Source organism: Aureimonas sp. Leaf454 (genome assembly GCF_001424685.1).
GTDB lineage: Bacteria > Pseudomonadota > Alphaproteobacteria > Rhizobiales > Rhizobiaceae > Plantimonas.
Genome location: NZ_LMQT01000024.1, coordinates 94,525 through 115,746, shown reverse-complemented (window position 1 = coordinate 115,746; position 21,222 = coordinate 94,525). Strand labels below are relative to the sequence as shown.

24 protein-coding genes and 1 tRNA gene are annotated in these 21,222 nt (G+C 67.8%); 10 read left to right on the top strand and 15 right to left on the bottom strand.

Features of this window, described 5'->3' with window-relative positions:
• Positions 1-55: 55 nt before the first annotated feature.
• The 3 genes from ASG43_RS19865 to ASG43_RS19855 all read right to left on the bottom strand — a co-directional run bounded on the left by ASG43_RS19865 (position 56) and on the right by ASG43_RS19855 (position 3,194).
• Complete coding sequence (locus ASG43_RS19865) at positions 56-925, bottom strand: amidohydrolase family protein (RefSeq protein WP_056508613.1); 870 nt, start codon at positions 923-925, stop codon at positions 56-58.
• Positions 926-989: 64 nt separating this feature from the next.
• On the bottom strand, positions 990-2,054 hold the full coding sequence (locus tag ASG43_RS19860; protein WP_056508611.1) for an aldo/keto reductase: 1,065 nt from the start codon (positions 2,052-2,054) through the stop codon (positions 990-992).
• A gap of 27 nt (positions 2,055-2,081) precedes the next feature.
• Complete coding sequence (locus ASG43_RS19855; RefSeq protein ID WP_056509170.1) at positions 2,082-3,194, bottom strand: iron-containing alcohol dehydrogenase; 1,113 nt, start codon at positions 3,192-3,194, stop codon at positions 2,082-2,084.
• A gap of 253 nt (positions 3,195-3,447) precedes the next feature.
• Here ASG43_RS19855 and ASG43_RS19850 point away from each other — a divergent pair, with 253 nt between their 5' ends.
• From ASG43_RS19850 to ASG43_RS19840, 3 genes are all read left to right on the top strand, one after another.
• A complete protein-coding gene (locus tag ASG43_RS19850; protein WP_348271097.1) occupies positions 3,448-4,206 on the top strand; it encodes a GntR family transcriptional regulator in 759 nt (252 codons plus the stop codon).
• A gap of 102 nt (positions 4,207-4,308) precedes the next feature.
• A complete protein-coding gene (locus tag ASG43_RS19845; RefSeq protein WP_056508609.1) occupies positions 4,309-5,880 on the top strand; it encodes a GMC family oxidoreductase in 1,572 nt (523 codons plus the stop codon).
• A gap of 85 nt (positions 5,881-5,965) precedes the next feature.
• On the top strand, positions 5,966-6,760 hold the full coding sequence (locus ASG43_RS19840; RefSeq protein WP_056508606.1) for a 3-oxoacyl-ACP reductase family protein: 795 nt from the start codon (positions 5,966-5,968) through the stop codon (positions 6,758-6,760).
• Positions 6,761-6,817: 57 nt separating this feature from the next.
• On the opposite strand, the gene rsgA is transcribed toward ASG43_RS19840, so the two are convergent.
• Both rsgA and ASG43_RS19830 read right to left on the bottom strand, forming a co-directional pair.
• A complete protein-coding gene (gene rsgA / locus ASG43_RS19835) occupies positions 6,818-7,846 on the bottom strand; it encodes a ribosome small subunit-dependent GTPase A (RefSeq protein ID WP_056509169.1) in 1,029 nt (342 codons plus the stop codon).
• Between the two features lie 91 nt (positions 7,847-7,937).
• Positions 7,938-8,936, bottom strand: a complete 999-nt coding sequence (locus tag ASG43_RS19830; RefSeq protein WP_162244752.1) for a helix-turn-helix transcriptional regulator — start codon at positions 8,934-8,936, stop codon at positions 7,938-7,940.
• A 303-nt stretch (positions 8,937-9,239) separates the two neighbouring features.
• Here ASG43_RS19830 and ASG43_RS19825 point away from each other — a divergent pair, with 303 nt between their 5' ends.
• Together ASG43_RS19825 and ASG43_RS22990 are read left to right on the top strand one after the other, a co-directional pair.
• Positions 9,240-10,712, top strand: a complete 1,473-nt coding sequence (locus tag ASG43_RS19825; RefSeq protein ID WP_056508602.1) for a DEAD/DEAH box helicase — start codon at positions 9,240-9,242, stop codon at positions 10,710-10,712.
• A gap of 220 nt (positions 10,713-10,932) precedes the next feature.
• Complete coding sequence (locus ASG43_RS22990; protein WP_156386804.1) at positions 10,933-11,109, top strand: hypothetical protein; 177 nt, start codon at positions 10,933-10,935, stop codon at positions 11,107-11,109.
• Positions 11,110-11,169: 60 nt separating this feature from the next.
• Here ASG43_RS22990 and ASG43_RS19820 read toward each other — a convergent pair whose 3' ends face one another.
• A complete protein-coding gene (locus ASG43_RS19820) occupies positions 11,170-11,733 on the bottom strand; it encodes an NUDIX hydrolase (RefSeq protein WP_056508599.1) in 564 nt (187 codons plus the stop codon).
• Positions 11,734-11,895: 162 nt separating this feature from the next.
• A tRNA-Arg gene (locus ASG43_RS19815) sits at positions 11,896-11,972 on the bottom strand.
• Between the two features lie 220 nt (positions 11,973-12,192).
• Here ASG43_RS19815 and ASG43_RS19810 point away from each other — a divergent pair.
• Positions 12,193-12,522, top strand: coding sequence for a YkgJ family cysteine cluster protein (locus ASG43_RS19810; protein ID WP_056508597.1), 330 nt, complete (start codon positions 12,193-12,195; stop codon positions 12,520-12,522).
• A 187-nt stretch (positions 12,523-12,709) separates the two neighbouring features.
• Here ASG43_RS19810 and ASG43_RS19805 read toward each other — a convergent pair whose 3' ends face one another.
• From ASG43_RS19805 to ppk2, 4 genes are all read right to left on the bottom strand, one after another.
• The gene (locus ASG43_RS19805; RefSeq protein ID WP_244488170.1) at positions 12,710-13,543 is read right to left on the bottom strand and encodes a D-alanyl-D-alanine carboxypeptidase family protein; all 834 of its coding nucleotides are present in this window, start codon (positions 13,541-13,543) and stop codon (positions 12,710-12,712) included.
• Between the two features lie 177 nt (positions 13,544-13,720).
• Positions 13,721-14,008 (bottom strand): DUF3297 family protein, encoded by a 288-nt coding sequence (locus ASG43_RS19800; protein ID WP_056508592.1) that lies wholly within the window; start codon positions 14,006-14,008, stop codon positions 13,721-13,723.
• Between the two features lie 90 nt (positions 14,009-14,098).
• Entirely contained in the window at positions 14,099-15,109 is a 1,011-nt protein-coding gene (locus ASG43_RS19795) for a CorA family divalent cation transporter (RefSeq protein WP_056508591.1), read from the bottom strand.
• Positions 15,106-16,032, bottom strand: coding sequence for a polyphosphate kinase 2 (ppk2, locus tag ASG43_RS19790; RefSeq protein ID WP_056508589.1), 927 nt, complete (start codon positions 16,030-16,032; stop codon positions 15,106-15,108). The genes ASG43_RS19795 and ppk2 overlap by 4 nt, the downstream gene beginning before the upstream one ends.
• A 498-nt stretch (positions 16,033-16,530) precedes the next feature.
• Here ppk2 and ASG43_RS19785 point away from each other — a divergent pair, with 498 nt between their 5' ends.
• The 3 genes from ASG43_RS19785 to ASG43_RS19775 all read left to right on the top strand — a co-directional run bounded on the left by ASG43_RS19785 (position 16,531) and on the right by ASG43_RS19775 (position 17,874).
• Positions 16,531-16,728, top strand: a complete 198-nt coding sequence (locus ASG43_RS19785; RefSeq protein ID WP_056508586.1) for a type II toxin-antitoxin system VapB family antitoxin — start codon at positions 16,531-16,533, stop codon at positions 16,726-16,728.
• Positions 16,728-17,126: a type II toxin-antitoxin system VapC family toxin gene (locus tag ASG43_RS19780; protein ID WP_056508584.1), complete on the top strand. Its 399-nt coding sequence runs from the start codon at positions 16,728-16,730 to the stop codon at positions 17,124-17,126. The genes ASG43_RS19785 and ASG43_RS19780 overlap by 1 nt, the downstream gene beginning before the upstream one ends.
• A 130-nt stretch (positions 17,127-17,256) precedes the next feature.
• Complete coding sequence (locus ASG43_RS19775; protein WP_056508582.1) at positions 17,257-17,874, top strand: ribonuclease H-like domain-containing protein; 618 nt, start codon at positions 17,257-17,259, stop codon at positions 17,872-17,874.
• Between the two features lie 78 nt (positions 17,875-17,952).
• Here ASG43_RS19775 and hisA read toward each other — a convergent pair whose 3' ends face one another.
• Genes hisA through hisB form a run of 4 tightly spaced genes read right to left on the bottom strand, consistent with a single transcriptional unit; the run spans position 17,953 to position 20,434 of the window.
• Entirely contained in the window at positions 17,953-18,684 is a 732-nt protein-coding gene (gene hisA, locus ASG43_RS19770) for a 1-(5-phosphoribosyl)-5-[(5-phosphoribosylamino)methylideneamino]imidazole-4-carboxamide isomerase (RefSeq protein ID WP_056508580.1), read from the bottom strand.
• Between the two features lie 4 nt (positions 18,685-18,688).
• Positions 18,689-19,345 (bottom strand): imidazole glycerol phosphate synthase subunit HisH, encoded by a 657-nt coding sequence (gene hisH, locus ASG43_RS19765; RefSeq protein ID WP_056508578.1) that lies wholly within the window; start codon positions 19,343-19,345, stop codon positions 18,689-18,691.
• Complete coding sequence (locus tag ASG43_RS19760; RefSeq protein ID WP_056508577.1) at positions 19,342-19,806, bottom strand: DUF2628 domain-containing protein; 465 nt, start codon at positions 19,804-19,806, stop codon at positions 19,342-19,344. Before ASG43_RS19760 ends, hisH begins: the two co-directional genes overlap by 4 nt.
• Before the next feature lie 19 nt (positions 19,807-19,825).
• Positions 19,826-20,434, bottom strand: a complete 609-nt coding sequence (hisB, locus tag ASG43_RS19755; RefSeq protein WP_056508575.1) for an imidazoleglycerol-phosphate dehydratase HisB — start codon at positions 20,432-20,434, stop codon at positions 19,826-19,828.
• A gap of 222 nt (positions 20,435-20,656) precedes the next feature.
• On the opposite strand from hisB, the gene hslV reads away from it, so the two are divergent.
• Positions 20,657-21,214, top strand: a complete 558-nt coding sequence (hslV, locus tag ASG43_RS19750) for an ATP-dependent protease subunit HslV (RefSeq protein ID WP_056509166.1) — start codon at positions 20,657-20,659, stop codon at positions 21,212-21,214.
• Positions 21,215-21,222: the final 8 nt, after the last annotated feature.

The window sequence follows — 21,222 nt, the reverse complement described above, 5'->3', positions numbered from 1 at the left end:
CGCGCCGATGGCCTCCCTCCCGGAAGCCTTCGACGGCGACGATGATACACGGAACTTAGAGCTCTCGATGCCCCGAAGAGGAACCGAGATAAAATTCGGCGGCGTTGCCCCCGAAGATCTTCGCCATCGCGTCCGGCCCGAAATGCGCGCCGAGCAGCGCGCGCGCGAGGCCCGCCACTTCGCCGTAGCCGGCGGCGAGCTTGGCCACCGGCCAGTCGCTCCCGAACATCAGCCGGTCCTCCCCGAAGACCGTGGCGACATGGTCGACATAGGGCCTCATATCCTCCGCCCGCCAGTCGGCGGCGGCTTCGGTCACCAGGCCGGAGACCTTGCAGGAAACGTTGGGGAAGGCCGCGAGCGCGGCGATGTCGTCCCGCCAGGGATCGAGGAGACCCGACGCGATCGCCGGTTTCGACAGATGATCGACGACGGCCTTCAGGCCCGGCACCGCGTCCAGCGCCTTGGCGACATGGGGCAGGTGGCGCGGAAAGGTCAGGATGTCGAAGGCGAGGCCGCTCTCGGCGACGAGGCGCAGATGATCGAGGACGCGCGGCCGCAGGATGAAGGCGTCGTCCTCGAGATCCTGGAGCATCGGGCGCAGGCCGACGAAGAGCGGATCCTTGCGGTAATGCGCGAGCCGCTCGGGAAAGCCGTCGTCGTCCATGTCCAGCCAGCCGACGACGCCCGCCACGATGTCGGTCCGCCGGGCGATGTCGAGGAGGAAATCGGTCTCGGCCTCGGTCTCGGCCGCCTGGACCACGATCGTGCGTTCGATGCCGGCGCGCTTGAGATGCGGGCGCAGGTCGTCCGGCATGAAGTCGCGAAGGAGCGGGGCGACATGCTCGCCCATCCAGCCGTAATCCCCTCGGGAGACCTGCCAGAAGTGCTGGTGGCTGTCGATCGTGACGCGGGGCGAGAGGCTCATGGGTGCCGACCTCCGTCACACGGAACCCTGCGCGCGTCGCGGTGGTGAGACGGGTTCGATCGGGTCATGCCGGCGACGCCTCGGCGGCGGAGCGGGACGGGACGGCGGGGATGAGCCCGTCCGCCTCCAGCGCGTGCCAGAGCTCGTCCGGGATCGCCTGCTCGAACCAGGAAACGTTCTGCGTCACCTGGGCCGCCGTCTTGGCGCCGATCACGACGTTGGTCGCGGCGGGATGGCGCAGCGGATACTGGATCGCGGCGGCGGCGAGGGGCACGTCGAACCGGCGGCAGGCCGCCTCGAGGCGCTCCACCTTGGCCAGCACCGCCGGCGGGGCGTCGACATAGTTGAACTTCTTGCGCCCCGACGACGAGGCGAGGATGCCGGAATTGAAGACGCCGCCGATCACGAGATCGACGTCGCGCTGCAAGGCCAGCGGCAGGAAGGTCTCGGCGTCGGCGTCGAGCAGCGTGTGGCGGCCGGCGAGAAGGCAGATGTCGAGGTCGGCCTCCTCCATCGCGTCCCGGATCACCTGCCACTCGTTGACGCCGAGCCCGAAGCCGGCGATCAGCCCGGCGCTCTTCAGCTCCTGCAGCGCCCGGAACCCGCCGCCCTTGGTCAGCGCGCTCCAGTGATGGTCGTGCAGGTCTCCATGGGTGACGCGGCCGATGTCGTGGACGAAGAGGATGTCGAGCCGGCCGAGGCCGGTGCGCTGGCGCGAGTCGTCGTAGGAGCGCAGGATCGCGTCGTAGGAATAGTCGAAGACCTCGCGGAAGGGCAGGCCGTTGTGCCAGCCGGAATCGAACTCGTTCTTCGGCGGCTCCGGCGGCAGCGTGCGGCCGGGGCGCTCGAAGGTCATGAGCCGGCCGACCTTGGTGGAGACGCGAAAGCTTTCCGGCTCGGCCTCGCGCAGGAGCTCGCCCGACAGATGCTCGGCGCGGCCGAGACCGTACATCGGCGCCATGTCGAAATGGCGGATGCCGCTGTCCCAGGCGGCCTGGAGCGCGGCGCGCGCATCCGCCAGCGCGACCGGCGCGTAGAGCCCGCCGAGCGGCGCCGTGCCCATGCCGAGAAGCGTGAGGTCGATGTCGCAGCGCTTGAGGCGCCTCGTGTCCGATGCCTTCATGGTCATGTCCTTCTGGAGGGAACCCCGCGCCGCTCAGCGCGACTCGTGCAGAAGCGCCCGATACTCGTCCCGCGTCGGCAGGCGCGGATTGGTGCCGTGGCAATGATCCTTCAGCGCCTCGCCGGCGACGCGCTCCATCATGGGCTCGGTCACGCCCATGGCGTCGAGACCGGCGGGCAGCCCGATGTCGCGCGACAGATCGGCGACGACGCGATCCGGCTCGCCGCCGAGGATTTCGGCGATCACGTCCCATTTCGCCCCGATCGAGGCGCGGTTGAAGCGCAGCACCGCCGGCATCAGGACGGCGTTCAGCGTGCCGTGGTGCAGGTTCAGCTCGCGCACGGCGCCGAGCGGATGGGTCAGCGCGTGGACCGCGCCGAGACCCTTCTGGAAGGCCATGGCCCCTTCGAGCGCGCACATCATCATCTCCCAGCGCGCCGAGCGGTCCGAACCGTCCGCGACCGCGCGGCGGATGGCCGGCACGCCGCGCTTCAGCCCGTCGATCGCGATCGCGTCGGCCGGCGGGTTCACCGAGGGCGCCATGTAGGTCTCGAGGCAGTGCGAGATCGCGTCCATGCCGGTCGCCGCGGTCAGGAAGGGCGGCAGGCCGTAGGTCAGTTCGGGATCGCAGAGCGCGACGGAGGGCAGCATGTGCGGGCTGACGATGCCGAGCTTGCGTCCTTCGGCGGTGATGATCACGGCCGCGCGTCCGACCTCCGAGCCTGTGCCGGAGGTCGTCGGCACCGCGACGAGCGGACAGATCCGGCCGTGGATCCTCGCGGCCCCGCCTTCCACCGCCGTGTATTGCGCGAGCGGGCCGTCATGGCCCGTCAGGAGGCGCACGGCCTTGGCGAGATCGAGGGACGAGCCACCGCCCAGGCCGACGATCCCGTCGCAATCCTCGGCCCGGTAGAGGGCGAAAGCGGCATCCACGGCCTCTTCCGTCGGATTGGCCGGCGTCTCGCCGAAGATCGTCGGCGCCTGCGCCAAGAGGCCGGCGACGCGCTCGACGAGGCCGCTCGCGACGAGGCCGCGATCGGTGACGAGCAGCGGGCGGCGGACGCCGAGCCCGTCGAGGATCGCGGGCAGCTTGCCGATCGCGCCTTCGTCGAACTCGATCCGGGTGAGGTAGGTGATGAGGGCCATGTCGGGCGCGCTTTCGCGTTGTCGTCGTCGGATCCAGGACGGAGCGAGAGGTCCCGCGACCGGCAGGAACCGCCGTCCGTCGCGGTCCCGTCCCATCCGGGGGTCGGTGTCGGCCGAGCGGTTCCACGCCGGCCGTTCCGTCCGGACATCTTGGTACCGGATTGCGCCTTGCATGGTCAACCGATATATGAGTTAAGAGAAAGGAAGCTGTTGGCGAAGGCCGCCGCGGCTGCCCGTTCCGCGGAAAATCCCCATGAGCACGGTTGTTTCAGGCGAGATGCTGCAGAGATCCCCTGTGGATCGGCCCACGCAAAAGGCCGATCAGATATATGAGTCGCTTCGCCAGCAGATCGTCCGGCTTCGCATGGTGCCCGGTGCCGTGATCTCGGAGAAGGAGCTGTGCCTCGCCTATGGCGTTTCGCGCACGCCGGTGCGCGAAGCGCTGAAGCGGCTGGCCGACGAGGACCTCGTGGAGGTCTTTCCCCATTCGGGCACCTATGTCTCGAAGATCTCCTTCGACGTCGCCGAGGAAGGCTTCGTGATCCGCCGGGCGCTGGAGGTGGAAAGCATCCGCCGGGCCGCCCGCTTCGTCACGGACGAGGACATCGCACGGCTCGACGCGCTGATCGCCGAGATGCGCGACATTCTCTCGCGGGGCGCGCTCGAGGACTATATCGAGGTCGACGACCTCTTCCACGCCGCGATCGCCGGCATCAGCCGCTATCCCCGCATCTGGAAGTTCATCAATCTCATGAAGGCCCATCTCGACCGGATGCGGCAGCTTTCCGCCCCGGTGCCGGGCCATCTCGCCGACGTCACCTTGCAGCACGAGGCGATCGTTCGCGCGCTCGAGCGCCGCAATCCCGACCAGGCCGAGCTTGCCATGAAGATCCACCTCGAAGCGTCCTTCGCGGTGATGAGCGCCCTGCACGGGGACGGGGCCTTCTTCAAAGCCGTGCCGCCCCAGGCGGAGAACGCCCCGACGGGTTCCGGCGGCCGGCCGCCGGCCTGACGCGGTTAACGCAATGACGCGTCACACACGACGCATGACGACGAGAGCCGAGGCCGCGGCGGATCGCGAGAGACGATCCCCGCTCCAGGGAGGACAACGACCATGACAGACCTGAAGACGAGCTACGACATCGTCATCATCGGCGCCGGCGTCGGCGGCGGCGCGCTGGCGAACGCGCTGGCCGCGCCCGGCCGCGAGATCCTGATGATCGAGCGGGGCCCCCGCCTGCCGCGCGAGCCCGACAACTGGAGCGTCGACGCGGTCTTCCACAAGCGCAAATACGCGGCCAAGGAACAGTGGCGCGACAAGAACGGCGAGCTCTTCAGCCCCTCGACCTATTACTATGTGGGCGGCAACTCGAAGTTCTTCGGCGCGGCGACCGTGCGCTTCCGCCAGGAGGATTTCGGCGCATTGGAGCACGAGGCGGGCGTCGCGCCGGCCTGGCCGGTCTCCTACGAGACCTTAGAGCCCTATTATGCCAGGGCCGAGCGGCTGATGGGGACGCATGGACAGGCGGGCCTCGATCCGATCGAGCCTCCGCGCTCCGGCCCGATGCCCTATCCCGCCATCGGCCACGAGCCCGAGATCGCCGCCTTCGAGACGAAGCTGCGCGCGCGGGGGCTCCATCCCTTCCCGCTGCCGATCGCGATCGACTATCACGACGGCGGGTCCTGCGCGCGCTGCGCGACCTGCGACGGCTTCGCCTGCAAGATCGGCGCGAAGGGCGACGCGGAGGTCCGGCTCGTCAATCCCGCGCTCGCCAAGGGCGGCGTCACGCTGTTGACGGAAGCCTTCGTCCACCGCCTCGTGACCGACCCGTCCGGACGGCGCGTGACCGCCGTCGAACTGGAGCACGGCGGCGAGCGGCGCACCGTCTCGGCGAGGATCTTCGTCTCGGCCGCCGGCGCGATCAATTCCTCGGCGCTGCTCCTGCGCTCGGCCAACGACCGGCATCCCCGCGGGCTCGGCAACAACACGTCCGACCAGCTCGGCCGCAACTACATGGCCCACAACAACACGGCGATGATGGCGGTGTCGCCCTTCAGGAAGAACCGCGTCGTCTTCCAGAAGTCGATGGCGATCAACGATTTCTACCTCGCCAACGCCGAGCGCCCCTATCCGCTCGGCAACATCCAGGGCCTCGGCAAGCTGCAGGCCGGCATGCTGACGGCGAGCGTCAAATGGGCGCCGGAGCGCATGATGGCGCTGTTCGCCGAGCGCTCGGTCGACTGGTGGCTGATGTCGGAGGACCTGCCCGATCCGGAAAACCGGGTCAGCGTCGATGCCGACGGGAAGATCCGCCTCGCCTATACCGAGAACAACCTGAAAGCCCATGGCGAGCTGGTGAAGGTCTGGAGCCGCATGATGCGTTCGCTCGGTTATCCCATCATCATCACGCAGAAGATGGACATCAAGGTCTCCATGCACCAATGCGGCACCGCCCGCTTCGGAACGGATCCGTCCACCTCGGTGCTCGACACCGACTGCAAGGTCTGGGACGTCGACAATCTCTACGTCGTCGACGCCTCGTTCCTGCCCTCCTCCACCGGCTTCAACCCCTCGCTGACCATCGTCGCGCAGGCCCTGCGCACCAGCGAGCGCATCCTGAAGGAGCTCGGCGAGAGCGAGGTCGTCTCGCCGCCGATCCGTCTGCCGGAGACGGTCGCGGCCTGACGGCGCACGACCGGGGCGACCGCGCGGCAGCGCGCTCCCCTCGGCCCATCTCAACGACATCGCATTCGGGAGGAATGGAAAACCCATGGCTGGAAGCCGAGACTATACGCGCCTGTTCGATCTCACCGGCCGCAAGGCGATCGTCACCGGCGGTTCGCGCGGCATCGGGCGCGCCCTCAGCGAGGCGCTCGCCGCGCAGGGCGCCAATGTCGCCGTCGTCGTGCGCTCCTCGCTGGACATCGCCGAGGACCTCGTCGCGGGCTTCAACGCATCGGGCGGCGACAGCTTCGCCATCCAGGCCGACGTCTCGCAGCCCGGCGACGTCGAGCGGCTGGCGGCCGAGGTCGAGGCGCGCTGGGGCCGCGCGGACATCCTCGTCAACAATGCCGGCATCATCCATCCCGGCCCGATCGACGACTACCGGCTCGATCTCTGGCGCGACACGATGAGCGTCAATGTCGAGGGCGTCCTCCTGATGTCGCAGGCGATCGGCCGCCTGATGATCCGCCAGGGCTCCGGCTCGATCATCAACATCGGCTCGATGTCCGGCCGCATCGTGAACTGGCCCTTCCGCCACGCCGCCTACAACGTCTCGAAGGCGGCCGTCCACATGCTGACCAAGTGCCTCGCGACCGAATGGGCCGAGCACAAGATCCGCGTCAACGCCATCGCGCCCGGCTACATTCTGACCGAACTCACCGAGGACGTTCTGCGCGACAATCCCGAGGTCGTCCGGGACCATTGGGCGAAGGGCGCGGTCATGGATCGCATCGGGACGGTGGACGAGCTCGCCGGGGCGGTCGTCTATCTGGCCAGCGACGCATCCTCCTTCACCACCGGCGAGATCCACACGGTGGACGGCGGCCTGACATTGCGTTGACGACGGAGTGTTGACGACGAGGAGCTGAAGACGGGGCGCTGAGGACGCGGCCGGATTTCAGCGCCTGCGGCGGTGCGCCGGGCCGGCCCCGCCGCTCCGCTTGGCTCCCGCTGCCGCCTGGCCGGCATTTTCCGCCGAAAGCTTGCGCCAGCGCTCCAGCCGGCGCGGGTCGATCTCGCCCGCGGCGACCGCCGCCAGCACCGCGCAACCCGGCTCGTGCGTGTGGCTGCAGGCGCGGAACCGGCAGAGCGGCGCGAGCTCCGTGATCTCGGCGAAGAGCGTGTCGAGACCGTCGCCGACATCGCTGATCTGGAGGCTGCGGATTCCCGGTGAATCGAGGATCCATCCGCCGCCCGCCATGCGGTGGAGCGAGCGCGCGGTCGTCGTGTGCCGACCCTTGGCGTCGTGCTCGCGCACCGAGCCCGTCTCCTGCGGCGCGGCGTGTGCTTCGCCCAGCAGCGTGTTGACGAGGGTCGACTTGCCGACGCCGGACGAGCCGACGACGGCGGCGGTCGATCCGGGGATGCACCAGCGCGCCAGCGCCGCGATCGCCGCCTGCGACTTCGGATGGATCACCACGACGTCGAGCCCCCGCTGCAAGGCCCGCGCCTGCTCCTCGAAGGCTGGAAGGTCCTCGGTCAGATCGGCCTTGGTCAGGAGGATGACGGGCGTCGTGCCGGCCTTGTTGGCGAGCGCGAGATAGCGCTCCAGCCGCGCGGGATTGAAGTCCGCATTGCAGGACGTCACGATGAAGAGCGTGTCGATGTTGGCGCCGGCGAGTTGGGGAATGTCCGAGCCGGACACGCGCCGCTCGACGACGGACCGCCGGTCGAGGCGACGGCGCACCAGCGCCGTCCCGGGCTCGAGGAGCACGAAGTCGCCGACCGCGAATTCGCTGGTCCAGGTCTGGGGCGGCAGGACGGGCTCGACCGGACCCTCCGCGGACAGCGCCCGGATGCGGGCCCGGTGGACGGAGGTGACGCGGGCCGGCACGAGATCGGCTTCTTCGGGCGCGATCTGCTCCGAGAAGAAGGCCGACCAACCGAGATCCGGCAGCGGCGCGGAGATGTCATCACCGGTTATCATCGAGACTTCCTGTTCCAGACAGGACATGCCTATAGCATCCGCTCCGACGCCGGAGCGGAAAATTGGAAGGCGGGTCCGGCGGAACCGCTCGTCAGTGATGGCGCGTGCGCAGCGTTTCCGAGGGCGTGCAGCCGAAACGCGCGCGATAGCGGCGGCTGAAGTCGCCCATGTACTGGAAACCCCAGCGCCGGGCGATCTGGTTGACGAATGTCGGCGAGTTCGCCGCGCGCAGGAGGTCGGCATGGACCCGATCGAGCCGGCCGTCGATGATCACCTGCACCACCGAGGTTCCCATTTCCCGCTTGAAGAGCATCTGAAGCGTGCGGACGCTGACATCGCAGGCCTGCGCGACGTCCGCCAGCTTGAGACGTCCGGCGATGTTGGCCTCGATGAAGTCGAGCGCGAGCCGGATGCGCCGGGATTGCGGCAGGTCGGACCGGCCGGGCTCCTTGACAAGGTTGCGGGGCCAGGCGCCCAGAAACTGATAGAGCATGATCTCGTGCAGCAGCGGAACCTCGATGCCGTCGGGGGATCGGTCCGCCCGAATGCGCTCGTGGATCAGGAGCAGGGACCGCATGAAGGCGCGCACGCCGGGAATACGGGTGTCGGCGATGGCCGCGAAATCGGGCAGACTTCCGGGCTCGCCCCCTTCGAGAGCGTTGTAATGGGCCGCCAGCGTCCTGCGGTCGACCGTTGCCGCGATGGCGGCGAAATTCTCGGACATTTCCTCCATGCGCACCGGACTGAACGACTGCAGGAGACCCAGTCCCGGCTGAGCCAGCACCTCGTCTCCCGACCCGTCGCGCCGCAGGAGCCGTCCGCTGCTGACGAAGCGGATCGAGACGACGTCGACATTGGTGAAGGGCGTCGTGACGAAGCCGCTGAGCGAGCGGGTGGTCCAGATGCTGAAATGACCGGACTGGCCGCCGTCGAACGCGAGATCGAACGCTCCAGCAACTCTGGGTCGAAACTCGAGGGGCGTCAGTCCAGATGCGCTGAGCTCCTCCGCCTGCCGTAAGGTTTCAACTCGACGGAAAAAAAGAGGACTCTTTTCGTAAGGCGCTCTTTTAACTTCCTTTGCTGGGCTCATGGTCGCCATCTCTGCAGCCGGTCGCGATCGACTCTTTCATTGATGCCTTAAATTCCGAAGGACTGAGTATACTTCGCGCGCAATACTCGGAAGGTGATTAATGCAATCTGTCTGACAGGAATACCCCATCCGCCGGGAAGCCCCCGTCCTCATCACGTTCCCGTCACGGCGGCGTCCCCTTCCCTTCCCTCCCCTTCCCTTCTCCTTCCCTTCGCGTTCGACGCGACCGAAACCGGATCCTTCGCGCCGGGGCAGGCATGGGCGCCCTCGCCCAAATGCCGCCGGACCGGTAGACACCGCGGCATGAGGATCGATCCGACACAGCTGCCCGCCGCCACGTTCGACACGGCACCGCCCTCTGCGCCCGTCTTCGTTCCCCGCCCGCATCAGCTCGAAGCGAAGGAGGCGATCCTCGCCGCGCGGCGGAGCGGGCGACCGGGATTTCTGCTCGGCGACCTCACCGGGCTCGGCAAGACGCTGTCGGCCTGGCTCGCCGTGTCCGCCATGGCGGAGACCGACGTGCTCCTCATCTGCCCCAAGGGTGCGATCCCGCAATGGCGGCGCACGATCGCGGGCTCGCCAGAGGCGGGCAAGCGGGTGACGATCGTCAATTTCGAGCGCACGAAATCGCTGATGAAGCCGCCCGAAGCCTCCACGCGCCGCTCGACGCGCGCCCGGAACAACGAGCTCGCCAAAGCCGGCAGCCTCAAGGCGCGCTGGCCGCTCGTCGTGATCGACGAGAGCCACCGGATCCGAAACCCGGCATCGCAGCAGGGCCTCGTCTGCCGGCAGGTCGCCGCGGCGGCGGATTTCACGATCTACATGAGCGCGACCGCCGGGCAGTCGCCGCACGAATTGTCCTATCTCGGCCGGCTCCTCGCCGTCGCGAGCGGCGGTCTCGGCGGCGAGATGGACGATTTCCGCGCGCTCATGAAGCGGCTGAAGATCGGGCGGGCCAAGGGGCGCTGGAAGAACTGGGCCTGGGAGCCGAACGAGCGCGACCGCATCCTGATGTCCGGCCTTCTCTACAAGGGCGAGTCCGCGATCGGCCTGCGGCGCCGACCCGAGGAGATCGCGGGCTGGCCGGAGGTGCAGCGCGAACTCAGCCCGACTGCCCTCGATGCCGCGAGCCGGCGCCTCTACGACGCGACCTGGCGCGAGTTCCGCCGGGAGCTCGGCCTTCTCGGCGGCTCCACGCGCCGCCCCGTCGGCTGGGCGGCGGACCTGCGGTTCCGCCAGAAGGCGAGCCTCGTGCGCTGCGCCGGCACGGCCGACTTCGTCGCCGACCGGCTGGACGAGGACCAGCAGGTGGCGATCTCCGTCGCCTTTCTGGAGACCAGCGCGCTGTTGTCCGACACCTTGCGGGGCCGCGGCTGGCGCGTCGGCGAGATCAACGGAAGGCAAGGCGGCGAAGCCAACGAGACCGTGCGCGTCGCCTTCCAGACCGGCGCGCTCGACGTCGTGGTCTTCACCGTCACCGAATCCATCTCGCTCCATCGCGGCGAGATGGAAGGCGGCGATCGCGAGCGCTCGCTGGTCGTCCACGACATGCGCCACAGCGCCATCCAGCTCCAGCAGATCGAAGGTCGCTGCCATCGCGACGGCCAGCGCGCCCTCATCTCCTACACGTATGCGGAAGGGACCGTCGAAGAGCGCATCGCCGCCTTGGTTCTCGCCCGCATGTCCGCCATGGACGCGATCGCGGGCGACGACACGGCCCTTCTCGATGCGATCGCGCGCGAAGTCCAGGCAAGCGCGGAGCGGGAAGCCGGCTGACGCGCCGCGCAACGATCCGAACGCGCGAAGGACGCTCTGCCGCTTCGAGGACGCATCCGCCTTTTGGGGATCGAGCTTTGGGATGGGCCGAGGCGCGGCGCGCTTCGGATCGCCGCCGCCCTCACGTTCATGATGAACGCAGATGTCGCTCGCCGATCGCTTCAGCCGCGCCCCATCTTGTGATGACGTGGGGGTCATCTGTCGTGGAGAGGAATGGTCGATGAGTGGCAGCGTGTCCGTGACGCAGGACCCTTATGGTCGCTGGTTCGTCGAAGCCGAGATCGACGGCCGCAAACGCGCGCCCGTCCGCTGCCTTTCGCAGGAGGAGGCGCTTCACCTCGCCCGCCGGATCGAAGAGGGTCTGGAGGCCCGTCCCGCCCGGCTTCGAGCGGCCTGATCGAAGACCCCTCGCCGAGCCGTCAGCGGCTGAAGCGCTCGATCTCCCGAACCGCCCCTGTCAGGCGAAGAGGTCGCCGCGCCGAAGCCGGAGCGCCGCGAGAAGCGCGAAAGCCTTGAGCTCCCGGAGCTCTCCCGCATCCGCCATGGCGGCGAGATCCCGGAGCGGGACCTCGACGACCTCGATGTCCTCGTCCTCATGCGCCAGCCCGCCGCCGCTGGAGACGCGGTCCTCGTCGGAGAATTCGGCGAGGTAGAGATCGGCGCATTCCGTCGAGACGCCCGGCATGGTCCAGGCGGAAACCACGAGCCGGAGGTTGGAAAGGCGCAGGCCCGCCTCCTCCAGCGCCTCGGCCCGCACGGACGCTTCCGAGGAGCCGTGATCCGCCCGTCCCGCGGGAAGCTCGAGGGTTCGCGGATCGGCCTTGGCGAAGAGAACCGGCGTGCGCATCTGCCGAACGAGGATCGCGATGCCCCGCACGGGATCGTAGGGCAGGACGGCGACCGCGTTTCCGTGATCCTCCACGACGTGAGACAGGATCGCTCCATCCTCTCGGCGCACCGTCGCCACGTGGAAGTTCGCCCATCCCTCGTAGATCGTTTGGACGTCCGTGATCTCGGCCATCTGCTCACCCGCCATTGCTGTCGGTGCTGTCTGGACGAGGCCGCCCCGTCCCGCAACCCGGGTCGACGCGCTTCCCCCTCATGCCGTGCCGCTGGCCGCGTGCGACGAACCTCACGCGACGGCATTCCGGCCTAGAGACGATGGGAATCAACCAAAGGAAACTGGTGCATCCGAAGGGATTCGAACCCCTGACCTCTGCCTTCGGAGGGCAGCGCTCTATCCAGCTGAGCTACGGATGCGAAAGCCGGGCGGACCGGCGGCGGGTCAACGATGTCCCGTTCTGCCGCTTCTTAGCCGATCGAGCGGCGGGGGGCAAGGTTGCGCGTGGCGAGGTCGAGGAGATCTTCCCGCAGGAGAGGGCTTTTCCGCCGCACGGGGCCCTGCGATGTTGTAGTCTCGTCCCGGGCGCGGGCCTGCGGCCTCTGGCGGGCAGGACCTCGACGATCGGAGACAGGCGTTTTGGACCAAGCGGGTTTCGACTGCCGGACTTGCGGCGCCTGTTGCGCGACCTCGGCGGACTGGCCGCGTTTCTCGCTGGAGCCGGACGAGCAGCTCGACCGTATTCCCGAGGCCTTGGTGAAGGCCGATCTGTCCGGCATGCGCTGCGAGGGCGATCGCTGCCTGGCGCTGTCCGGCACGATCGGGGAGGCCGCCGCCTGCACGATCTACGCGCTTCGCCCGGAGGTCTGCCGCGAGTGCCAGCCCGGCGACCCCGAATGCGATCTCGCGCGCGCCACCCATGGAATGGCGCCGCTGAGCGAAGCGGAGATCGCGTCCGGCCGATCCTGAACCCGCGCCGAGCGGGCGCTCATCCCGGCAGGAGGGGCGACGCGAAACGGGGAACGACGGGGTTGGACGACGCACCCGAAGCGGCCGGATGTTGCAGGCCGGGGACGATCACCCGGTAATCGCGAGGGAAATGCCGGACGTCGTGCCGCCGAGGCGCTCCATCCTGCCGGCGAAACGCTCCTCGCCCTCAGAGATAGTGCTCGACCAGCGCCGCCACTCTCGCATCGCGGTCGCGCCCCGTCGCTCCGCCCATGACGACGACGATGATGCGGTGCCCGTCGCGACCGGCCGAGGCGACGAGGTGGAAGCCGGAATCGCGGATGAAGCCGGTCTTCATGCCGTCGACGCCGAGACCCCGGCCGAGCAGCTTGTTCGTCGCCTTGTAGGTCTTGCCGGCATAGGTGAATTCGGTGGCGGCGAAGTAGGGGGCGTAGCGGGGATGGCGGGCGCGCAGCGACAGAGCGAGGATCGCCATGTCGTGGGCGGTCGTGACCTGTCCCTCCTGCGGCAGTCCCGAGGCGTTGACGAAGCGGGTGCGGCGCATGCCGAGGGCGCGCGCCCGGGCGGTCATTTGAGCGGCGAAGGCCGCTTCGGAACCGGCCAGGTTCTCCGCGATGACGGTCGCCGCGTCGTTGGCCGATTTCACCGCGAGCGCTTGCGCGGCGTCCCGCACCTTGATCGTCTCGCCCGCCTTGAGGCCGAGCTTGGAGGGCGCGCGCGCCGCCGCGAAGGCGGAGACCTTGAGGTCGCTGTCGAGCGAAAGCCGGCCGGCCGCGACGGCGTCGAAGAGAAGATGCAGCGTCATCATCTTCGTGAGCGAGGCGGGATAGCGGGGCGCGTCGCCCTCCTCGTCGAGAAGGACCTTGCCCGTACCGGCGTCCACGACATAGGCCGAGCGCGCCCGGATCTCCGGTGCGGCGGTGGCCTCGGCAGCCGCGATGCGGGGATCGAGCGGCGAGTTCGGTCCGGACAGGTCCGCCGACTGACAGGCGACCAGAGCCAGCGCGAGAAGGGGCGCCATGCCCGTCCGCCAAAGCCGCAAATCCATCATCATCCGAAATCCCGACGCGCCAGCGCCCTTGATGGTCCGGTCGCGGCGGGCCTGTCAAACCCGGCGCGCGCGCGTCGCCAGCCCCGCGCCAGCCTCGCCGCAGCGCTCCGGCGGCCCACGCGGCTCGACCGGAACCGCACCGTTTCCTCAGGCTCCGCCGGGCTCGCCGCCCTCGGCGTCCTCGCGCAGCCAGACCTCGACCGGACCCTTCAGCTTCAACGTCATCGGATTGCCCCGGCGATCGCGGGCATTGCCGGCGGGAACGCGGATCCAGCCCTCGCTCACGCAATATTCCTCGACATTGGTCTTCTCCACGCCCTTGAAGCGCACGCCGACGCCGCGCTGCAGAAGCTCGGCGTCGTGGAAGGGGCTCGCCGGATCGGCCGCGAGGCGGTCGGGCAAGGCGGGTGTCGTCGTCTCGGTCTCGTCGGTCATGACAGGTCTCTCGAAGATCTCATCGGTGCGTTGCGGGCGGCATAGCGCGGAAGGACCCGCCCGCCAACTCCCGATGGCGCTTCGCTCGCGTCAACCGCCGCCGAGAAAGCCCTTCGCCCGGAGCCAGAGATAGACCGCGAAGGCCGAGCCCGCGGCGACGGCTCCGGCGGCCAGCGTGCCGAAGGACCCGCTCTCGAAGGGCAAGGCGCTCGTGTTCATGCCGAAGAAGCCCGTCACGAGCGTTGCCGGCAGGAGCAGCGCGGAGAGGATGGAGAGGACGTAGAGATTGGCATTGGTCCGCCGCGCCGCCTGGAGATCGAGCTCGTCGCGCAGGAGGCGGACATCCCCCTCGATGCCGCGCACGTCGCCCTCCAGCGAGGCGATGCGCTGGGCCAAACGCTCGACGGCCGGCCGCAGGTCATCGGGCAGATCCTCGTCCTCCTCCAGGCGCGCGAGCACGGCCCGGAGCCCGCCGAGCTGGCGGTGCAGCTGCTTGGCCTGGCGGCGCGTCGAGGCGAGCGTCTTGGCGTCGGGCTCGAAATCGTCCTGGAGCAGCGCGTCCTCGGCCGCCTCCACGCCCGCGGCGAGCTCCGCCGCCGTCTTCGCCGCGACGCTCGCGATCGAGGTGACGATGAGATCCAAAGCCGCCGCCGCTCCGTCCGGCCGCACGCCGGCATCGATGCGCCGCCGGATGACGTCGGCGGCGTGAAGCGGATGATGGCGGGCGGTGAGAATGCGCCCCGGGCAGAGCGCGAAGCGCAGCGCGCCGACCCGGGAGGTCGCTCCGGCCGCGAAATCGACTTCGAAATCGTGGACGACGCAGGCGACGCAGTCCCGGGCGACGAGGGCGCGGGCATGCGTATCGGGGCCGACGAGGAGTTCGCGAACCTCCGCCGGCAGGTCCGTGTCGGCGTCGAGCCAGCGAATGGTCGATTGGTCCGCAAGGTTCAGATGCAGCCAGAGGAGAGGCTGGGGGGACGACGCCGTTCGTTCGACGGCAGCGTCCGGATCGACCGGACGGTCGATCGCCCAGGCGTCCAGGCCCGAAAAGGCGAAGGCCCAAACGAGATGGGGCCCCGGACGCGTCGCGATGGGCGTCATGGCGCTCCGTAGACGTCGGGAACGTAGAGCTCGCGTGGTACGGGATGACGCGTGTAGTCGGCATGGCGCACGCGGGCGGGCAAGGTCACCGGCGGCTTCTCGACGTCCTGGTAGGGGATCTGCGCCAGGAGATGGGCGATGCAGTTGAGGCGCGCGCGCTTCTTGTCCACCGCCTCCACGATCCACCAAGGCGCGTCCTCGCTGTGCGTGCGCTCCAGCATGGCCTCCTTGGCGCGGGTGTAATCCTCCCAGCGCCGGCGCGATTCCACGTCCATCGGCGAAAGCTTCCACTGCTTCAACGGATCGTTGATGCGCATGTGGAAGCGGAACGCCTGCTCCTCGTCGGTGATCGAGAACCAGTACTTGATGAGAATGATGCCCGAGCGCGTGAGCATGCGCTCGAAATCGGGAACCGTGCGGAAGAACTCCTCGACCTCGTCCTCGGTGCAGAACCCCATCACGCGCTCGACCCCGGCGCGGTTGTACCAGGACCGGTCGAAGAGGACCACCTCGCCGGCCGCCGGCAGATGCGAGACATAACGCTGAAAATACCATTGCGTCCGTTCGCGCGTCGACGGCGCGGGCAGCGCGACGACGCGGCAGACCCGTGGATTGAGCCGCTGCGTGATGCGCTTGATCGCGCCGCCCTTCCCCGCGGAATCGCGTCCCTCGAACAGCACCACGACCTTCAGCCCGGAATGCTGCACCCAGTCCTGCAGCCGGACGAGTTCGCGCTGCAGGCGCACCAGTTCCTTGAAATAGACTCCGCGATCGAGGCTCGCGCGCCGTGCCGCCAGCGACCCGGCCTGCATGCGATCGAGACGCTCTTCGTCCAAGGCGAGCTCCAGCTCCTCATCGAGCGCATCGGCCAGTTCGTCGCGAATGCGCTCGACATCAGCGGCAAACGTATCGGCACGGTCCATGGCTCGTTCCTCGGTCGGTCGGGACGGGGCGGTCGGGAGGTCATCCGGTCCATCGGGGATCGCGCTGGAACGAACGCGGCAAGCCTTTGGCGCATTCGTGTGAAGGTGATGTGACAGCGTGCGACAGCCCATCCGCCGAGTCCTGTGGATCGACGTGGGAAGGCCTATCCCCGTGGACTCACAGACTCTAGAATCCTCGTGTCGAGCCACGGCTTCTATCCCGCGACCATCGGCTAGACCGGATCGGGCTGACGGGTATTTTGCTAACGTTTTTCGTTGTTTGGCAGACAGGCACCGTGAGGTGTCAGGGCTAGAATCCAAAGGCTAGCAAACGGCGGCCTTTTTCGATCCCAGAGCGAAACGAAGCCTCTTCATCTTCGTGAATCAGGGATAGACGCGTGTTTCACCACGTGTAGAAACCCTTTCCACGAAGGCCTTTCCCGTCTATGACTGTGTGGCTATACGTGTAACGCTTGCTCGATAGACCGCGATCTCTCCATGCCGTTTCATATCAAGAATCCCGAAACCGATGCTTTGGCGCGCAAACTCGCCTCTTTGAAGAAGATCGGCCTCACGGAGGCCGTCCATCTCGCCCTTCAGAACGAGCTCGAACGGGAGACCGCCAAGCCGTCCTTGCCGGACGTCGCAGCCGAGTTTTGCCGCGCCTTGCGGGAGAAGAGCGTGGGTCGTCGCTGATGTTCGTGGATGCGTCCGCTCTCATCGCGATGCTGACCGACGAAGGCGACGCCCGGATCTTTGCGGCACGCCTGCAATCCCATCCCAAGCGCATGACCTCTCCCATCGCGGTCTTCGAGGCGAGCGCGAGCGTCGCGCGCACGCTCGGACTTCGCGTGGAGGAAAGCGAGTTGGCGCTGCGCAAGTTCCTCGAACTGATGGGAATCCAGGTCGTGTCTTTGCCGGTACAGGTCGTTCCCATGGCCATCGAGGCGCTCGGTCGCTTCGGGCGCGGTGCGGGACATCCCGCCGGTCTCAACACCGGCGACTGCCTCGCCTATGCCTGCGCGCGCTACTATCGCGTTCCCCTTCTCTACAAGGGACCGAAATTCGCGGCGACCGATATCGAGGCGGCCTGACCGGCCGAACGCCTCGGCCTCTGCCGCGCTCCTCCCTCGCCATGGCTTGACGCGCGAGGCGCTTTCCCGTTTGTCACGGCTCCACGATGGGCGGGCAAGGGTCCGACCGCAGAGGCAGGGGCCTTCCACCATGACGATCCGAGTCCACAAGGGCGATCTGCCGGACCTTTCCCGCTACACCGGCTCGGTCGCGATCGACACGGAAACGCTTGGCCTCGACACGCGCCGCGACCGTCTCTGCGTGGTGCAACTGTCGCCCGGCGACGGGACGGCCGATATCGTCCAGATCGCGAAGGATCAGCGCGAAGCACCGAACCTCGCGGCCCTGCTCGCCGATCCCGCGAAGACGAAGATCTTCCACTACGCCCGTTTCGACATTGCCGCGCTCTATCATGCCTTTGGCGTGATGACGCAGCCGGTCTTCTGCACCAAGATCGCCTCGCGCCTCGTGCGCACCTATACCGACCGGCACGGTCTCAAGGATCTCGCCCGCGAGCTCGTGGGCGTCGATCTCTCCAAGCAGCAGCAATCGTCCGACTGGGCAGCCGAAACGCTGTCGCCGGCCCAGATCGAATATGCCGCCTCGGACGTCCTCTATCTCCACGACATGATGGGCGTGCTCCTCAAGCGCCTGGAGCGCGAGGATCGGATGGATCTCGCCCGTGCCTCCTTCGCCTATCTGCCGACCCGCGCCAAGCTCGACCTTCTCGGCTGGGACGAGCAGGACATCTTCTCGCACGGCGTCTGAACGACGGCGTCGAGCCTCAGCCCGCCTGAAAGGCGTCGTCCGTGGACGGCGCCCCCTTCCCTCGGCAGGGACCTTGGCTCAGGCGAGAATGCGCAGCGCTTCCCCTGCATCGATCCGGCCGTCGTAGATCGCGCGGCCGGAAATCGCGCCTTCGAGGATCGCGGCGTCCGGCATGCTCAGCCGAACGACATCCGCGATCGAAGCGAGACCGCCGGATGCGATCACCGGAATGTCGATCGCGGTCGCCAGATCGATCGTGGCGTCCCAGTTGATGCCGGCGAGAATGCCGTCCCGGTCGATATCGGTGTAGATCACGGCGGCGACGCCGGCATCCTCGAAGCGTCGCGCGAGGTCGACGACCATCAGCTCCGACGTCTCGGCCCAGCCTTCGACGGCCACCCTGCCGCCCTTCGCGTCGATCCCGACCGCCACCTGTCCCGGAAACAGCCGCGCCGCCTCGCGCACGAGACCCGGATCGCGAACGGCGACCGTGCCGAGGATGACGCGCGACAGACCGGCCGCCAACCAGCGCTCGACATCCCGAAGCGTGCGGATGCCGCCGCCGAGCTGGACCTTCATGTCCTGCCCCACCGCCCCGAGGATCGCCTCCACGGCTGCCGCGTTCACGGCACGTCCTTCGAAGGCGCCGTTGAGATCGACGACGTGGAGATGGGAGAAGCCGTCCGCTGCGAAGTCTCGCGCTTGGCTTGCGGGATCGGCGTTGTAGACGGTGGCCTGCTCCATGTCCCCGAGCTTCAGGCGCACGCAGGCGCCGTCCTTCAGGTCGATGGCGGGAAAGAGGATCGGCACGGGCTCAAGGTCTCCAGGAGAGGAAATTGGTCAGGAGCGCGAGGCCGAGGCGCTGGCTCTTCTCCGGGTGGAACTGCGTGCCGACCTTGTTGTCGCGCGCCACGATCGCGGTGACGGATCCGCCATAGTCGGACGTTGCGATCACGGTGCCCGGATCCTCGGCCTGCAGCTGGTAGGAATGGACGAAATAGGCGTGAAGCCCGTCCTCGCCCGTCGCGATACCCTCGAGGATCGCATGCGGCCGGATCTCCGTCAGCGTGTTCCAGCCGATCTGCGGGATCTTGAGGTCGGGATCGCTCGGCACGATCGGCACCACATCGCCCGCAATCCATCCGAAGCCGTCCGTGATCGTCTTCTCCAGACCGCGCGTCGCCATCAGCTGCATGCCGACGCAGATCCCGAGAAACGGCCGCCCCTTCAACTCCACGGCTTCGCGAAGCGCCTCCTCCAGCCCCGCAACGTCGGCCAGACCGCGCCGACAATCGGCATAGGCCCCGACGCCGGGCAGGAGGATGCGATCGGCGCGTCGCACGAGGTCGGGATCGTTCGTCAGCCGGATCTGCGTGTCGACGCCCGCTTCCCGCGCGGCTCTCTCGAACGCCTTCGTGGCGGATCGCAGATTGCCGGAGCCATAGTCGAGGATGGCCAGGATTTCGCTCATGACACCCTCCGGGGCGTATCGAGAAGGCTGGAAGCCGCGCTCGCGGGACGTCCGACGAAAGGCGGGGGCCTCGGTGTTTCACGTGTGACAGTCGCCGCGCCTGCGCTTGCACCATAGAGGATCGCAGCCTCGTCCTCGTCGTCGGCCTCCACCACGGCGCGCTCCTCGAAACCGGCCCGTTGCAGCTTCCGGGCGCGGAGCGAAGGGCCTTCGAGAGCGATCAGACATCCCAGGAGGATCGGAAGCACGGCGCCGGCCAAGGCGAGGCCCTTGATCTCGGCAAGGAGGCCAAGGCCGATCCAGGCCAGAAAGACGATGAGGCCGGACAGCCAGAGCCCATGCCGGACCAGCCAGACGAACGGGAAGAGAACGGCCCACTTCGTGAAGGCATCGCGTACGAAGCGGGCCTCCGCGCTCGGACCCTCTGACGTCTTCGGCTCGAAAACGCGATAGCGGCTCATCGCCGGTTCCCGTCGAGGATCATGCGATCGTGCCTTTGGTCGAAGGCACGAGATCCGATTGCCGGGGATCGATCGAGATCGCCTCGCCCAGAACCCGGGCCACCGCCTTGAAGCAGGATTCGGCGATGTGGTGCGCGTTCTCGCCGTAGAGGGTCTCGATGTGGAGCGTGATGCCGGCGTTGATGGCGAGGGCGTTGAAGAATTCGCGAACGAGTTCGGTGTCGAAGGTCCCGATCTTCTCGCGCGGAAACTGCGTGCGAAAGATCAAAAAGGGCCGTCCCGATACATCGATCGCGGCCCGCGAAAGGCATTCGTCCATGGCGAGGTCGAGCGAGGCATAGCGACGGATACCGCGGCGATCGCCGAGGGCCGCCTTGATGGCGAGGCCGATGGCGATTCCCGTATCCTCCACCGTGTGGTGATCGTCGATGTGGAGATCGCCCCTGGCTTCGATCGTCATGTCGATGAGCGAATGACGGGCGAGCTGGTCGAGCATGTGGTCGAAGAAGCCGACCCCCGTCGAGATCTTGGACGAGCCTCTGCCGTCGAGATCGATTCGGACCCGGATCGAGGTTTCGTTCGTGGACCGTTCGATGGTGGCGTCGCGCCGTCCTGCCGTCTCGCCCATCGGTCGTCTCCATCGCATGGACTGTTGATCCGCATCGCGTCGCCGCTTCGCACTCCGTGCTCTCGCAAAGGGCTTTTTGACCCGCGCGTCAAGGCCGCTCGTCTTTCGACGGCAGCCGGACGCTTGGAAGACGGCCGATGCGCCCATACATGAGCGCCGATCGGCGAGCGCGGATCGCCGGATCCCAGGGACCGGCCGCCGGATGCGAAGGACAGGCACATGATGGACAGACACGACCCCGCGACGATGTACGGCACGACCATCGTCACGGTGCGCAAGGGCGGCCGCGTGGTCATTGCCGGCGACGGACAGGTGTCGCTCGGGAATACGGTCATGAAGGGCAACGCCCGCAAGGTTCGCCGCCTCGGCAAGGAGGGGCGCGTGATCGCGGGCTTTGCGGGTGCGACCGCGGATGCCTTCACGCTTCTGGAGCGCCTGGAGGCCAAGCTCGAACAATATCCCGACCAGCTGATGCGCGCCTCGGTGGAACTGGCGAAAGACTGGCGCACGGATCGCTATCTCCGGCGGCTCGAAGCCATGATGATCGTGGCGGACAAGTCTGTGACGCTGACCTTGACCGGCAACGGCGACGTGCTCGAACCCGAGGAGGGCGTCATGGCGATCGGTTCCGGCGGTAATTTCGCTCTCGCCGCCGCCAAGGCCCTCGCCGACACCGATCTCGATGCCGATGCCATCGCGCGCCGGGCGATGAAGATCGCGGCGGAGATCTGCATCTACACCAATGACAGCGTCATTCTCGAAGGGATCGACCTGTCCTGAGAGATCGA

Bases quoted from the DNA above. Each gene is read 5' to 3' on its own strand.
- ASG43_RS19865 (WP_056508613.1), bottom strand. From the start codon at position 925: ATGAGCCTCTCGCCCCGCGTCACGATCGACAGCCACCAGCACTTCTGG.
- ASG43_RS19860 (WP_056508611.1), bottom strand. From the start codon at position 2,054: ATGACCATGAAGGCATCGGACACGAGGCGCCTCAAGCGCTGCGACATC.
- ASG43_RS19855 (WP_056509170.1), bottom strand. From the start codon at position 3,194: ATGGCCCTCATCACCTACCTCACCCGGATCGAGTTCGACGAAGGCGCG.
- ASG43_RS19850 (WP_348271097.1), top strand. From the start codon at position 3,448: ATGAGCACGGTTGTTTCAGGCGAGATGCTGCAGAGATCCCCTGTGGAT.
- ASG43_RS19845 (WP_056508609.1), top strand. From the start codon at position 4,309: ATGACAGACCTGAAGACGAGCTACGACATCGTCATCATCGGCGCCGGC.
- ASG43_RS19840 (WP_056508606.1), top strand. From the start codon at position 5,966: ATGGCTGGAAGCCGAGACTATACGCGCCTGTTCGATCTCACCGGCCGC.
- rsgA (WP_056509169.1), bottom strand. From the start codon at position 7,846: ATGATAACCGGTGATGACATCTCCGCGCCGCTGCCGGATCTCGGTTGG.
- ASG43_RS19830 (WP_162244752.1), bottom strand. From the start codon at position 8,936: ATGAGCCCAGCAAAGGAAGTTAAAAGAGCGCCTTACGAAAAGAGTCCT.
- ASG43_RS19825 (WP_056508602.1), top strand. From the start codon at position 9,240: ATGAGGATCGATCCGACACAGCTGCCCGCCGCCACGTTCGACACGGCA.
- ASG43_RS22990 (WP_156386804.1), top strand. From the start codon at position 10,933: ATGAGTGGCAGCGTGTCCGTGACGCAGGACCCTTATGGTCGCTGGTTC.
- ASG43_RS19820 (WP_056508599.1), bottom strand. From the start codon at position 11,733: ATGGCCGAGATCACGGACGTCCAAACGATCTACGAGGGATGGGCGAAC.
- ASG43_RS19805 (WP_244488170.1), bottom strand. From the start codon at position 13,543: ATGGCGCCCCTTCTCGCGCTGGCTCTGGTCGCCTGTCAGTCGGCGGAC.
- ASG43_RS19800 (WP_056508592.1), bottom strand. From the start codon at position 14,008: ATGACCGACGAGACCGAGACGACGACACCCGCCTTGCCCGACCGCCTC.
- ASG43_RS19795 (WP_056508591.1), bottom strand. From the start codon at position 15,109: ATGACGCCCATCGCGACGCGTCCGGGGCCCCATCTCGTTTGGGCCTTC.
- ppk2 (WP_056508589.1), bottom strand. From the start codon at position 16,032: ATGGACCGTGCCGATACGTTTGCCGCTGATGTCGAGCGCATTCGCGAC.
- ASG43_RS19785 (WP_056508586.1), top strand. From the start codon at position 16,531: ATGCCGTTTCATATCAAGAATCCCGAAACCGATGCTTTGGCGCGCAAA.
- ASG43_RS19780 (WP_056508584.1), top strand. From the start codon at position 16,728: ATGTTCGTGGATGCGTCCGCTCTCATCGCGATGCTGACCGACGAAGGC.
- ASG43_RS19775 (WP_056508582.1), top strand. From the start codon at position 17,257: ATGACGATCCGAGTCCACAAGGGCGATCTGCCGGACCTTTCCCGCTAC.
- hisH (WP_056508578.1), bottom strand. From the start codon at position 19,345: ATGAGCGAAATCCTGGCCATCCTCGACTATGGCTCCGGCAATCTGCGA.
- ASG43_RS19760 (WP_056508577.1), bottom strand. From the start codon at position 19,806: ATGAGCCGCTATCGCGTTTTCGAGCCGAAGACGTCAGAGGGTCCGAGC.
- hisB (WP_056508575.1), bottom strand. From the start codon at position 20,434: ATGGGCGAGACGGCAGGACGGCGCGACGCCACCATCGAACGGTCCACG.
- hslV (WP_056509166.1), top strand. From the start codon at position 20,657: ATGGACAGACACGACCCCGCGACGATGTACGGCACGACCATCGTCACG.